Here is a 13270-nt window from a genome sequence, read left to right as displayed (position 1 = left end):
TAATGGTCATTGGTATTGTAGGTTGCGGAGGTATTGCTCGAGCGCATATTCGAGCCCTCTCGCTCATAAAATCTGTAAAAGCCCTGTCATTTTACGATGTTAGTAAAGATAACATGCAACAACTCAGTGAGTTGTCTGCAGTACCCGTAACGTTCTGCTCGGGGCTGAACGAATTGGCGATACGTAGCGATGGCTTCATCATCTGTACCCCAAATAATCTTCATGTCAGCCTGGCAGAAGAGGTCCTGAAATATAAGCGTATCCCGTTCGTCTGTGAAAAGCCCCTATCCACAGATCTCGAGTCTGCCCGCCGACTTGAAGATATCGCCCCTGATAACAGCATTATTTCTTTCAACTACCGGTATAACCGGATAGTGCAAAAAATACGTGAAGTGATAAATAACAGAAGACTTGGTGAGGTTAACTTCTTCTGCGCGGAGTTTAATAAAAACTCTGCGCTAACCCGTCAACAAGTCACCTGGCGTGATTCGGCCAACCAGAACAAAAGCAGTGGCGCGCTAGGTGACTTGTCCTGCCACTTGCTTGATTTATTCTGCACGCTCACAGCAGACACCATCCGTACGGCAGAACTCAAGGTGGTCAAAGGCACGCGTGTTGTGACCAAGAATGACGGGCCTGTTGAAGTGGACGACAATGGATATGTATTTGGAAGATCCGAGCGTGGGGCATTTTTCCGTATCAGAGCAAGTAAATCGGAGGAAGCAGGGCATCTGGGTCTGCACATTAGCCTTGTTTTGGACAGAGGGGAAATCCGTTATTCAACCGTAAACGAAAACAGCCTGTTCTTGTCATTATTCAACGCGCCCGGTGTTGAAGAAATAACGTTTGAGAATTCAAAACAGCTATCAGATCCTCCCCGCGAGCTTCCTTACTGGTCAGACTCTTTTTATCACATGCTGCAAGACTGGTGTCATTCATTGCAGGGGGTTGGTCATACAGACGTGCTACCTGAACTATCCGCTGGGCTACATATTCAAGAAGTTATGGAGGCATTCTGAGGAATATTATGGATATAACGTTATTTATCGGACTCTTCGCCGCATTTTTCACAACTTTTGCATTCGCACCGCAAAGTATCAAGACGTTGAGAACTCGCAACACGGAGGGAATATCCGTGGTCATGTATATCATGTTTCTAATAGGTGTAATTTTCTGGATAGTTTATGGCTTCCAGAAGTCTGACATAGCGGTTCTTGCCGCGAATCTGGTTACTCTCGTTCTGGCCACTCCTGTTCTGGTCATGACATTTATCACCCGCAGGAGAAAATGTTGATGAAGTTGGCAATAATTGGAGCGGGTCCGGCAGGACTTATCGCGGCACGTAATGCCCTCAGAGAAGGTTTTCGCGTAGTACTCTTTGAAAAGCTTGAGCGAGTAGGCGGGATCTGGAATCCAGACAGTGGGGGGGCCTATCGCAATGCCAGGATGCAAAATTCACGTCATACGTTCCATTACTCTAGTTTTCCTTGCGATAGCGGTGATGAATTCCTGGGGGTGAATTGTGTTGGGGATTATCTCTCACGTATGGCCGAAACGGAAGGTGTCATGGATGTCACGCGCCTGAGTACAAACATTACAGAACTCTCGCGTACTGATAGCGGATGGACGATATCAAGTGAGCAGGGAACACTCAGACGGCAGGAGACTTTTGATAAAGTTATTATCACCATCGGTGAGCTTTGGCAGTCGCGTCAGATGAGGGTGCCGGGAATCGAGCAATTCGCTGGTAACATCATATCCTCAAGAGACTATTCAAGTCCGGAGGTATTTAGCGGAAAAAAAGTACTTGTTGTGGGCGGTGGGGTGAGTGGGGCTGATATTGCTTCCGATCTGGTTCCTTTCGCGCAATCAGTTTCTTTGTCGGTGAAGAAACTGGGTTTGTTCCTGCCCCGGCATTTTCAGTCTGGCCCAAATGATATGATGCATTCCTACCTTGGGCGGTATCTCCTTAACAGGCTACCCTACGCCGAGTTTCTTGAGTATCTTGATAAAATACTTCCCGATTACATGCGCATATACCGCGCGTCAGGCTATTTACCTGCTACAGCCAATAATAATGCTGTTCACGTAAACGAAAAAATCATCCCTAATATCGCCGAGGGGCTTATTAACGTTAAGCCACAGCTTGAAAGATTCAGCAAGGAAGGTCGAGCAGAGTTCGTTGATTCGTCAGTGGCTGACTATGATGTGATCATATCCTGCGTGGGTTATGAAATGCCTGACTATTCATTTGTACAACGGTTGGATCGGAGACGTTTGTATGAGCATTTTTTCTGGGCAGATGATCCATCGCTGAGTGTAATAAATCCACCGGTGGATACGGCCGGTTTCGGCGCCGCTTTTCCCTACTTTGATATTATCAGCCAGTGGGTACTGAGGGTTTTTGCGGGTAGGGAGGAATTGCCACCCAGAGAAGAGATGAATAAATGGTGCCAAGAGCACATGCAATCACTGCATGTTAAGAGATTCTATGATAGCTGGCTTGAAACTATTCGGATTGGGATCCGCTCAGGTACACTTCCATCCCCAACTGAAAATTTTAGGGATTACTGGAATCTCATCACCAGCGTAGTTAAGCCTGAATTTCTAGCTAGATCTCCTGCTGTCCCAGAGTCAGGTATTATGGACGGGATGTTTAATTTTGCTGATATCCGGGTGAAATTATTGGCAGGGTTACCAGAAGAAGCGCGTTGCGGACTTCTGAAAAAGGGGAACATTACAGAAACAGAGTATCATTCAGCAAATACTGTGCTCCCGGAAGACGTGATTAGTGCTGAGTTACTCTATTCACAGGTATATTTATAAGTCTGCGGGCCTGTATATTCAGGCCCGCATTGCCATCACAAAGTCCTTAACAGACGGGCAGAATTACCGACGTAAACCCCTTTTACGGTTACAGGTTTAACTACCACATTCCCTGCCCAATGGCGGCATCTTTGAATATCATCGAGGTCAATCTGCAGCGTAGCCCTGCGCTGGCAACGGCTGATTATCCAGCCAGGCTGCGTTATCACGCATCTGCAAACGGCCTGCAACAAACCAATCCACGACCATGGGGTAAATGCTGTGCTCCTGCACCTGAACGCGATCGATCAGATCGTGTTCATCGTCTTCAGCAAAAACGGGCACCTTGGCCTGTAGGATCACCGGCCCGCCATCCAACTCTTCGGTCACGAAATGCACCGACGTGCCGTGCTCGCTGTCACCATTCTCAAGCGCCAGACGATGCGTATGCAGGCCGGGATACTTCGGCAGCAGCGAAGGGTGGATATTCAGCATCCGGCCCGCATAGTGCTGTACAAATGCGCTGCTCAGGATACGCATGTACCCCGCCAGCACCAGCAGATCGGGTTGGTAGGCATCAATGGCCTGTGCCAGCGCCGCATCAAATGCGTTGCGGTCAGGGTAAGCCTTCGCATCAACTGACTGGGCATCAATGCCCGCGTCACGGGCGCGTTCCAGCCCGTAAGCGTTGGCATTGTTACTGAACACCGCCCTGATTTTACCGTGGATGCGTCCCTGTTCGCAGGCATCTATCAATGCCTGAAGATTGCTCCCCTGACCTGATACCAGCACCACAATATTCTTCATTAGTTGATGACCACACGCTGCTCGGAATCAGAAGCTTTGATGCTGCCAATTTTCCAGGCTTTTTCACCGCTTTGGGTCAGCAGTTCAACCGCTTTGTCTGCCAATTCGGCAGGCAGAACGACAACCATGCCCACGCCGCAGTTAAAGGTGCGGTACATTTCATGACGGCTGACGTTGCCCGTCTGTTGCAGCCAGTTGAACACGGCAGGCCACTGCCAACTGCTTTCATCAATGACGGCCTGCGTGCCTTGCGGCAATACGCGTGGGATATTTTCCCAGAAACCGCCACCGGTCAGATGGGCAATGGCGTGGATATCCAGTTGCTCAATCAGGCTCAGAATAGATTTCACATAAATTTTCGTCGGAGCCAGCAGATGGTCGGCCAGCGATTTGCCATCCAACTGGGTATTTTCCGGATCGGTTTTGCTGACTTCCAGAATCTTGCGCACCAGCGAGTAGCCATTTGAATGCGGGCCACTGGCACCGAGGGCGATCAGAATATCGCCGTCCTGCACTTTACTGCCATCGATGATTTCTGATTTCTCAACCACACCCACGCAGAAACCGGCGACATCATAATCTTCGCCGTGATACATCCCCGGCATTTCTGCCGTTTCGCCGCCAACCAGCGCACAGCCAGACTGTTTGCAGCCTTCGGCAATGCCAGTGATGACGCTGGCTGCGGTATCCACATCCAGTTTGCCCGTGGCGTAATAATCAAGGAAGAACAGCGGCTCAGCGCCCTGCACTACCAGATCGTTGACACACATCGCCACCAGATCGATACCAATGGTATCGTGGCGCTTCAGATCCATCGCCAGACGCAGCTTGGTTCCAACGCCGTCGGTGCCGGAGACCAGCACCGGTTCACGATATTTTTGCGGCAGCGCGCACAGGGCACCAAACCCGCCCAGTCCGCCCATGACTTCCGGGCGACGAGTCTGTTTCACTACGCCTTTGATACGATCAACGAGTTCGTTGCCGGCATCGATATCTACACCTGCGTCTTTATAGCTGAGAGAGGTTTTGTCGGTCACTGCAGAGTCCCCACGGCGGTTTGCGGTTGGTGATTAAAATGGAGCGCGGCAATTCTAACAGCGCAGGCAAACGTTTGCGAGCGGCTTGTTAACGTGCATGCTTTTGTCTGTCTGTGGCGGGGGAAAGTTGGGAGCGTGAACACACCTGCAACTTGAAGTATGACAGGTATATACTCTTATACGGATTCTGTTGATCTGGATCAGGTGAATGTCTGTGGCGTTCAAAAAAAAAGGCGTTATAATCTCGCGATTTTTTTGGCCGTTAACCGTCGTAGGGGAGAATAATGATGAAGATCGTTGAGGTGAAACACCCACTAGTAAAACATAAGCTGGGACTGATGCGTGAGCACGATATCAGTACAAAACGTTTTCGTGAACTGGCTTCTGAAGTGGGAAGTTTGCTGACCTATGAAGCGACCGCCGATCTGCTGACCGAAAAGGTGACCATTGAAGGATGGTGCGGGTCGGTTGAAATTGAACAGATTAAAGGCAAGAAAATAACGGTTGTACCGATTCTGCGTGCCGGATTGGGCATGATGGAAGGGGTTTTGGAGCATGTGCCAAGTGCGCGTATCAGCGTGGTAGGGGTTTACCGCGACGAAGAGACGCTCAAGCCGGTTCCTTATTTCCAGAAGCTGGTTTCCAACATCGAAGAGCGCATGGCGCTGGTGGTTGACCCGATGCTGGCGACCGGTGGTTCGATGATCGCCACGATCGATCTGCTGAAAAAAGCGGGCTGCCGCAGTATTAAAGTCCTGGTTCTGGTCGCGGCCCCTGAAGGGATTAAAGCGCTGGAAGAGGCGCATCCTGACGTTGAGCTGTATACCGCGTCAATCGATCAGTGCCTGAACGAGCATGGTTACATAGTGCCGGGGCTCGGCGATGCGGGCGATAAGATATTCGGTACCAAATAACAGACATCAAGCCGACTGAGAAGTCGGCTTTTTTTTGGTTTTTCCCATAATTAACACCGTATAAAGAGGATCAAAAGATGACCCGTCGTGCCATCGGGGTAAGTGAACGTCCACCGTTATTGCAAACGATACCGTTGAGTTTTCAGCATCTGTTTGCCATGTTTGGCGCCACCGTCCTGGTGCCTATCATGTTTAAAATCAATCCGGCCACGGTATTGTTATTCAACGGCGTAGGGACGTTGCTTTATCTGTTTATATGTAAAGGTAAAATTCCGGCCTATCTCGGCTCCAGCTTTGCATTCATTTCACCGGTGCTGCTGCTGTTGCCGATGGGCTATGAAGCGGCGCTGGGTGGCTTTATCGCCTGCGGCCTGTTGTTCTGTCTGGTCGCGCTGATTGTCAAAAAAGCCGGTATTGGCTGGATCAACGTTATGTTCCCTCCGGCGGCAATGGGGGCGATCGTGGCGGTGATTGGTCTGGAACTGGCGGGTGTGGCGGCCGGGATGGCCGGTCTGCTGCCCGCGGAAGGTGTCAGCGTTGACTCAACCACCATCATTATTTCGCTGGTGACGCTGTCAGTGACCATATTGGGTTCCGTACTGTTCCGCGGTTTCCTGGCCATTATCCCGATCCTGGTTGGCGTGCTGGCGGGTTATGCGCTTTCCCTGTTTATGGGCGTGGTTGACCTGTCGACGATTGCCAATGCGCATTGGTTTGCCCTGCCGACGTTCTACACACCGCGTTTTGAGTGGATCGCGATCTTCACTATCCTTCCGGCTGCGCTGGTGGTTATTGCCGAACATGTGGGCCACCTGGTGGTTACCGCAAATATCGTCAAAAAGGATCTGCTGCGCGATCCGGGTCTGCATCGCTCAATGTTTGCCAACGGCCTGTCTACGGTGATCTCCGGTTTCTTTGGTTCCACACCGAACACGACCTATGGCGAAAACATCGGTGTTATGGCGATCACCAAAGTGTACAGCACCTGGGTGATTGGCGGGGCGGCGATCCTGGCGATTCTTCTTTCCTGCGTCGGTAAGCTGGCGGCCGCCATTCAGGCTGTTCCGGTCCCGGTCATGGGCGGTGTCTCGCTGCTGCTTTACGGCGTAATCGGTGCTTCAGGTATCCGCGTACTGATTGAATCAAAAGTGGATTACAACAAAGCGCAGAACCTGATCCTGACCTCCGTGATCCTGATTATTGGTGTCAGCGGCGCGAAAGTTCACATCGGTGCAGCAGAATTGAAAGGCATGGCGCTGGCGACGATCGTCGGTATTTTCCTCAGCCTGCTGTTCAAAGTGATCGAAATGTTCCGTGGCGAAGAGCAGGTGCTTGATCCTGACGATGCTACTGACGGTTCACACTGATAAACCCATCTTGGCTGTTATTTCAGCCAGTTATGCGGCGGGATCCACCGGGATCCCGCGATTCCTTCACCGCAGGTTCTACTGCCTGCGCGTTCTGTGATAGACTCCTTTCGGTTTTATTTGACCGTATTGGTTGAGGTGCTTCTGAATACGCCGGCACAGCTTTCACTGCCACTTTATCTGCCCGATGACGAAACGTTTGCCAGTTTTTATCCGGGAGAGAACCCATCCTTGCTTGCTGCCATTCAAAGTGCACTGCGCCAGGAACATGGAAGCTATATCTATTTCTGGTCGCGCGAAGGCGGTGGCCGGAGTCACTTGCTGCATGCGGCATGTGCAGAGCTGTCGCAAAAAGGCGAGGCGGTGGGCTATGTTCCGCTGGATAAGCGAGCCTATTTCGTTCCTGAAGTGCTCGACGGTATGGAGCAACTGGCGCTGGTGTGCATCGACAATATCGAGTGCGTGGCGGGGGATGAAGCGTGGGAAATGGCGATATTCAATCTCTACAACCGCATCCTCGAAACGGGACGAACCCGCCTGTTCATTACCGGCGACCGTCCGCCCCGGCAGTTGAATCTGCATCTTCCCGATCTGGCCTCCCGTCTCGATTGGGGGCAAATCTATAAACTGCAGCCGCTCTCGGATGATGAGAAATTGCAGGCGTTGCAACTGCGCGCCAAATTGCGTGGTTTTGAATTGCCGGAAGATGTTGGCCGCTTCCTGCTGAAGCGGCTAGACCGCGAAATGCGTACACTGTTCACGACACTCGATCATCTCGATCGCGCATCCATTACCGCGCAACGCAAACTCACTATTCCTTTCGTTAAAGAAATCCTTGGCCTGTAGTTATTTATAAGTCTGTTATTTCTAAAACGATCATTGATAGAACCGCTCGGTAGCAAAAATCAACCAATGATATCAAGCACCTGCTCTGGTGGACGTCCGATCCGTGCTTTGCCATTTGCCACAACGATAGGGCGCTCGATTAATCTGGGGTGGTCGGTCATCGCCTGCAATAATTGATCTTCGCTTAAACCTGAGTCATCCAGATTCAACTCCTTGTAGATCTCCTCTTTGGTGCGCATCAATTGACGCGCCGAACTGAATCCCAGCTTTTGCAGCAGCTTTTTCAGGGTATCCGGCGAAGGAGGCGTTTCAAGGTAGAGAATAACGTCCGGTTTGATGCCTTTATTTTCAAGCAATTCCAAGGTTTCACGGCTCTTGGAGCAGCGTGGATTGTGGTATATCGCCACAGATTTCGTCATAAAAACTCTCCCTCATGGTTTTGACTGTTAACGGCTACCTGATATCAACTGCGCTGATATTGGCGGAAGCGCTTCTGCAATTGGCGAAGCTGATCGATCCGCGCATCATAACGCGCCTGATCCAGACTTCTGAGTTTCGACTGGGCACTGGCGTTACTCAATAATTCAATCGACTGATCGAGCCGCCCGACCAGTGCCATACTTTCGGCACGTGCCGATAACTCCTGGGCGCGAAGCCCTTGATCTGCCGAGGCCTGCGCCAACAGATCCCAACCATTGGGATCGCCTGGATTGGCATAAGTATAGCGATAGAGTATCCGGCTGGCGTCGGCGGGGCGTTTCCCCTCGATATAGGCGTTAGCAAGGTTCAGTTGCAGTACCGGCTGATTACTGCGTTCCGCATTGGCGCTTTCCAGCCTTGCTATTGCTTGAGCCGCGCGGTTTTGCCCCAGATCGATATCGGTCATCAGATCGAGATACCAGATATTGCCCGGCTCTTTGGTCAGCAGTGGCTGAAGTGTATTGCGCGCATCGTCATATTTTTTGGCCTGATAGAACAGAATGGCTTCACCGTATTTGGCCGCCGCCTGTTCCCGGACGTTGCCCTGTTTCAGGGTGTTGATGAATTCGCTGCTCAGGTTGCTCTCTTCGGAACCATACATGCCCAGTACGCGCACCTTGGCCATGACGTAATCCTGCGAGGATTGCACCAGATGCCGTGGCATCTGGTTGGCACGGTTACGTGCATCGGAGAGACGGCTGTCGGGCAAAGGGTGCGTCAGCAGCATTTCCGGCGGGCGGGTGCCATATCGCGACTGATCGGCCAGTTTTTGCAGAAAGTCCGGCATGGATTCCGGATCAAACCCACTGCGTTGCAGCACCTGAATACCGATGCGATCGGCTTCCTGTTCATTGGCTTGCGTAAAACTGATCATCCCCTGTTGCGCGCCAGCCAGCGTACCGGTCAGGGCGGCCATACCGGCCTGCGGGCTGGCCATTGCCAGCAAAATTGAACCCAGCGCACCGACCCAGGTCAGTGGCGCATTGCGCTGCTGATCTTCCATGGAGCGGGCCAGATGGCGCTGCGTGACGTGGGAGATTTCATGCGCCAGCACCGAGGCGAGCTGGCTTTCATTGTCGGTATAGCGGAATAACGCCGAATGCAGCACCACGTTGCCCCCGAAGAAGGCAAAGGCGTTGATTTCGCCATTATTCACCAGAAAGAAGTGAAAAGGGGTTTTGACCGAATACGCGTGCGTGACCAACCGGTTGCCAAGCTGATTGATGTATTGCACCAGCAGCGGATCGTTGATTAACGGGGCACTTCCGCGCAACTGGCGGACATAGAAATCACCCATGGCCAGTTCCTGATTGATACTCAGCGTGGCACCCGCCGTAGTACCAATATCAGGCAGTTGATCTGCCGTGTCTGCCATGGCCGGTATTCCACAGGAAAAGATCGCCGCGCCCAGCAGGCCAGAAATTACCGTTTTGCAAAAGCGTGAAGCCATATAAAAATGTATCCCCTGAGTCTGTTAATCACTTTGACGCCGACAACGCATAAGAGTTCTTCTTCCCTGCGCCTCACTCCAGTACAATCCCCTTTACGGTGAGGCAGACTGCCGGGCTTTTCGTTTTGCTGTTCCCTTTTAAAGGGAATTCCTGACTGCATAACTGGCCGCTTGCCACATCTTAGCCATCCCTTACGCACAATGGAACGTTTGAACACGGATTATCATGCTGCCTCATATCGCCAGGCGACGGCGGCACGTTTTTATTATGGACTACCGGGAGCTCTCTGATGTTGGAGATGTTGTTACAATGGTACCGTCGGCGTTTTACCGATCCCCAGGCCATCGCATTACTGGCAATCCTGGTGGCGGGATTCTGCATTCTCTATTTTTTCAATGGCATCCTCGCACCCTTGCTGGTGGCGATAGTGCTGGCCTATTTGCTGGAGTGGCCGACCGCGCGGCTGCAGCGCATCGGGTGTTCACGCACCTGGTCTGCGAGCATTGTGCTGGTTCTCTTCACCGGAATTGTAATGCTGGCGGTCTTTGTGATCGCGCCAACAGCCTGGCAGCAGGGCATCAACCTGATGGCCGATTTGCCCAGTATGCTCAATTATTTTTACAATTTTGCTGCCACGTTGCCTGCGCGTTATCCAGCGCTGGTCGATGCCGGTATTATCGACATGATGGCAGAGAACTTGCGGGCAAAACTTTCTGGCATGGGCGATTCGGTGGTGAAGTATTCCGTTGCCTCGCTGGTCGGGTTGCTGACATTGGCGATTTACCTGATTCTGGTGCCGCTGATGGTGTTCTTCCTGCTCAAAGACAAAGAGCAGATGCTGAACGCCGTGCGCCGTGTGCTCCCGCGTGAACGTGGTTTGGCCGGGCAGGTCTGGAAGGAGATGAACCAGCAGATTACCAACTACATCCGTGGCAAAGTCCTTGAGATGATCATTGTGGGGATTTTCACGTATCTGGTGTTCTTTTTCATGGACATGCGCTATTCGCTGTTGCTGGCTGTTCTGGTCGGTTTCTCGGTGCTGATCCCCTATATCGGCGCGGTCATCGTGACTATTCCGGTGGTGGTTGTCGCGCTGTTCCAATGGGGATTGGGCGCTGATTTCTGGACGCTGTTTATCGCGTATCTGATAGTGCAAGGGCTGGACGGCAATCTTCTGGTACCGATCCTGTTCTCGGAAGCGGTGAACCTGCACCCGCTGGTGATCATCCTTTCGGTGATTGTTTTTGGCGGATTGTGGGGATTCTGGGGGGTGTTCTTTGCCATTCCGCTGGCGACGCTGGTTAAAGCGGTGATTCACGCCTGGCCGGATGAAATGCTCAACGACGTGGAATAACGCCACCGATGAAAATAAAAAAGCGCAGAACGCGCTTTTTTTCAATCGGCCAATACTTCTGGCTCGCCCCGCACTTTTTGTTAACCAACCAAGGGCTTGTTAACCAACCAGGGGCGGGTCCGACAGCCGCTTACGACTGCAGGTATTCCATGACAATCTCATGGTGATCGTTGGTTTTGAAGTTATCAAAGACCTTTTCAACCTTGCCGTCGGTACCGATCAGAAAGCTGATACGATGAATGCCGTCGTAGGTTTTTCCCATAAAAGTCTTCTCACCCCAGACGCCAAACTGCTCAGCAACCTGATGATCCTCATCGGACAACAGGGTGAAGTTCAGCAGTTCTTTTTCGGCAAACCGTGAGAGTTTCTCGGGTTTGTCAGTGCTGACTCCCAGCACTTCAACGCCCGCTTTCTTCAGTTCATCCATATTGTCACGCAGGCCACAGGCCTGAACGGTACAACCTGGTGTCATGGCCTTGGGATAGAAATAAACCAGAACTTTCTGTCCCTGGAAGTCGGCCAGGTTAATTTGTTCGCCATCCTGGTCGGGCAAACTAAATTGCGGCGCAGTATCACCGGCTTTCAGTGGGCTCATCACTTTACTCCATCTTTCTCATCGTGCTGTGGATAGTTCACAACGCTAATACTGCCTTGTGCTTTCAATTCTGTACATAGCCGATGAAAGGCTTGCTCAATAATTGTGGCATCCGTATCGGCAGGGCTGTGTGCTGTAATCTGGATCGAGAGTTGCGCAGACCTTTCCCCGTCAGAAGCTTGAGTCATGGAGGCCAGTTCGGCAATGTTCATCTGGTGGGTATCAAAAAGATCGGTAAATCTTTCGATGATATGCGGTGAATCTGTCACCTCAACCTTTACCCAGACAGAGGCCGGTGTTGCAGGTTTTTCATGTGCATTAGTGCGCTTCATCACGATCAGAAGCTCAAGTTCTGCGCCTTTCAGCGGCAGGGTGGATTCAATCTGGGTGATGGCATTCCAACTGCCGGAGAGCAGCATGATAAAAGTGAACTCCTCACCGAGCATGGCAAGCCGGCTATCTTCAATATTACAGCCACAACTGCTGACGTGGCGGGTAATAGTATTGACAATACCGGGGCGGTCAGCACCCAGTGCCGTGATGACCAGATAGTGTTGATGTGACTGCGGCAAAATCGCTCTTCCTGTCCTGCTCCGTGGGGTTACCATGGTAAACATAAAAAAAACCGCCTGCCAAGCGGTTACAACACGTTGTTTGCTTGCTTTTGGATGGGTGTCAAAAGTACCATGAGTTACTTGTTTGCGGAGGGATGGCTAATGTTTACTGGAAGTATAGTTGCGCTGGTTACACCGATGGACGATAAAGGTGCTGTTGATCGTGCCAGCCTTAAAAAACTGATTGATTATCATGTCGCCAGTGGAACATCGGCGATTGTTTCTGTTGGCACCACTGGCGAGTCTGCCACATTGAACCACGATGAACACGGCGATGTGGTTTTGCAGACGCTGGAGTTGGCAGATGGACGCATTCCGGTGATCGCCGGAACGGGTGCCAATGCGACAGCCGAAGCCATCTCTCTTACCCAGCGTTTCGCCGGTACGGGCGTGGTGGGTTGCCTGACGGTAACGCCATATTACAACAGACCGACCCAGGAAGGGCTGTTTCAGCACTTTAAAGCGATTGCCGAGCATACCGATCTGCCACAAATCCTGTATAACGTTCCTTCACGTACAGGGTGCGATCTGCTGCCTGCGACGGTTGCCCGCTTGGCCAAAATCAAGAATATTGTGGCAATTAAAGAGGCGACAGGGAACTTAAGCCGTGTAAGTCAGATCCAAGTGCTGGTTGATGATGAAAACTTCCATCTGCTCAGCGGCGATGACGCCAGCGGACTGGACTTCATGCAACTGGGTGGCAAAGGGGTGATTTCGGTTACTGCCAACGTCGCTGCCCGTGAAATGGCACAGCTTTGTGTACTGGCGTCCCAAGGCAAATTTGCCGAGGCGCGCCGCTTGAATCAACGCTTGATGCCGTTGCATCATGATTTGTTTATAGAAGCGAACCCAATTCCGGTGAAATGGGCCTGTAAGGCGTTGGGACTCATGGCAACCGACACGGTGCGTCTGCCAATGACACCGCTGACAGACAGTGCCCGTCCGGTAGTGGAAAATGCGTTAAAAAGCGCCGGTTTGCTGTAACTCTTAGGGAGATTTG

Annotated in this window: 14 protein-coding genes; 8 read left to right on the top strand and 6 right to left on the bottom strand. The window is 51.7% G+C overall.

The features are described from left to right. The first annotated feature begins 2 nt into the window (after positions 1–2). From DRI82_RS09550 to DRI82_RS09540, 3 genes are read left to right on the top strand one after another with little or no spacing between them, the layout of a single operon-like run. On the top strand, positions 3–1019 hold the full coding sequence (locus DRI82_RS09550) for a Gfo/Idh/MocA family protein (protein ID WP_114193259.1): 1017 nt from the start codon (positions 3–5) through the stop codon (positions 1017–1019). Positions 1020–1027: 8 nt separating this feature from the next. Further along, complete coding sequence (locus tag DRI82_RS09545) at positions 1028–1294, top strand: SemiSWEET family sugar transporter (RefSeq protein ID WP_114193258.1); 267 nt, start codon at positions 1028–1030, stop codon at positions 1292–1294. Beyond that, positions 1294–2826, top strand: a complete 1533-nt coding sequence (locus DRI82_RS09540; RefSeq protein ID WP_114193257.1) for an FAD-dependent oxidoreductase — start codon at positions 1294–1296, stop codon at positions 2824–2826. Before DRI82_RS09545 ends, DRI82_RS09540 begins: the two co-directional genes overlap by 1 nt. A 147-nt stretch (positions 2827–2973) precedes the next feature. Here the strand turns inward: DRI82_RS09540 and purN are convergent, their stop codons facing one another. Together purN and purM are read right to left on the bottom strand one after the other, a co-directional pair. Beyond that, a complete protein-coding gene (gene purN / locus DRI82_RS09530) occupies positions 2974–3612 on the bottom strand; it encodes a phosphoribosylglycinamide formyltransferase (RefSeq protein WP_114193256.1) in 639 nt (212 codons plus the stop codon). Further along, positions 3612–4649: a phosphoribosylformylglycinamidine cyclo-ligase gene (purM, locus tag DRI82_RS09525; protein ID WP_114193255.1), complete on the bottom strand. Its 1038-nt coding sequence runs from the start codon at positions 4647–4649 to the stop codon at positions 3612–3614. Before purM ends, purN begins: the two co-directional genes overlap by 1 nt. Before the next feature lie 287 nt (positions 4650–4936). On the opposite strand from purM, the gene upp reads away from it, so the two are divergent. The 3 genes from upp to hda all read left to right on the top strand — a co-directional run bounded on the left by upp (position 4937) and on the right by hda (position 7776). Further along, a complete protein-coding gene (gene upp, locus DRI82_RS09520) occupies positions 4937–5563 on the top strand; it encodes a uracil phosphoribosyltransferase (RefSeq protein ID WP_114193398.1) in 627 nt (208 codons plus the stop codon). A gap of 77 nt (positions 5564–5640) precedes the next feature. Beyond that, entirely contained in the window at positions 5641–6930 is a 1290-nt protein-coding gene (uraA, locus tag DRI82_RS09515) for a uracil permease (RefSeq protein WP_114193254.1), read from the top strand. A gap of 138 nt (positions 6931–7068) precedes the next feature. Beyond that, positions 7069–7776, top strand: coding sequence for a DnaA inactivator Hda (hda, locus tag DRI82_RS09510; protein WP_114193397.1), 708 nt, complete (start codon positions 7069–7071; stop codon positions 7774–7776). Positions 7777–7835: 59 nt separating this feature from the next. On the opposite strand, the gene arsC is transcribed toward hda, so the two are convergent. Beyond that, positions 7836–8195, bottom strand: coding sequence for an arsenate reductase (glutaredoxin) (arsC, locus tag DRI82_RS09505; protein WP_114193253.1), 360 nt, complete (start codon positions 8193–8195; stop codon positions 7836–7838). A 44-nt stretch (positions 8196–8239) separates the two neighbouring features. Beyond that, complete coding sequence (bepA, locus tag DRI82_RS09500; protein ID WP_114193252.1) at positions 8240–9706, bottom strand: beta-barrel assembly-enhancing protease; 1467 nt, start codon at positions 9704–9706, stop codon at positions 8240–8242. A gap of 290 nt (positions 9707–9996) precedes the next feature. Between bepA and DRI82_RS09495 the strand changes: the two genes are divergently transcribed. Beyond that, positions 9997–11061 carry an AI-2E family transporter gene (locus tag DRI82_RS09495; RefSeq protein WP_114193251.1) on the top strand — a complete coding sequence of 355 codons (1065 nt, stop codon included), beginning with the start codon at positions 9997–9999 and terminating at the stop codon, positions 11059–11061. A 130-nt stretch (positions 11062–11191) separates the two neighbouring features. On the opposite strand, the gene bcp is transcribed toward DRI82_RS09495, so the two are convergent. Then, positions 11192–11656, bottom strand: coding sequence for a thioredoxin-dependent thiol peroxidase (bcp, locus tag DRI82_RS09490; RefSeq protein WP_114193250.1), 465 nt, complete (start codon positions 11654–11656; stop codon positions 11192–11194). Then, the gene (locus tag DRI82_RS09485; RefSeq protein ID WP_114193249.1) at positions 11656–12228 is read right to left on the bottom strand and encodes a glycine cleavage system transcriptional repressor; all 573 of its coding nucleotides are present in this window, start codon (positions 12226–12228) and stop codon (positions 11656–11658) included. Before DRI82_RS09485 ends, bcp begins: the two co-directional genes overlap by 1 nt. Before the next feature lie 144 nt (positions 12229–12372). On the opposite strand from DRI82_RS09485, the gene dapA reads away from it, so the two are divergent. Continuing rightward, positions 12373–13254 carry a 4-hydroxy-tetrahydrodipicolinate synthase gene (gene dapA, locus DRI82_RS09480; protein WP_114193248.1) on the top strand — a complete coding sequence of 294 codons (882 nt, stop codon included), beginning with the start codon at positions 12373–12375 and terminating at the stop codon, positions 13252–13254. Positions 13255–13270 lie beyond the last annotated feature (16 nt).

It is taken from the genome of Edaphovirga cremea, from assembly GCF_003332275.1.
In the GTDB taxonomy this organism is placed as follows: Bacteria; Pseudomonadota; Gammaproteobacteria; order Enterobacterales; family Enterobacteriaceae; genus Edaphovirga; species Edaphovirga cremea.
The sequence above is the reverse complement of the archived record's forward strand: the minus strand, read 5'-3'. Positions and strand labels throughout refer to the sequence as shown.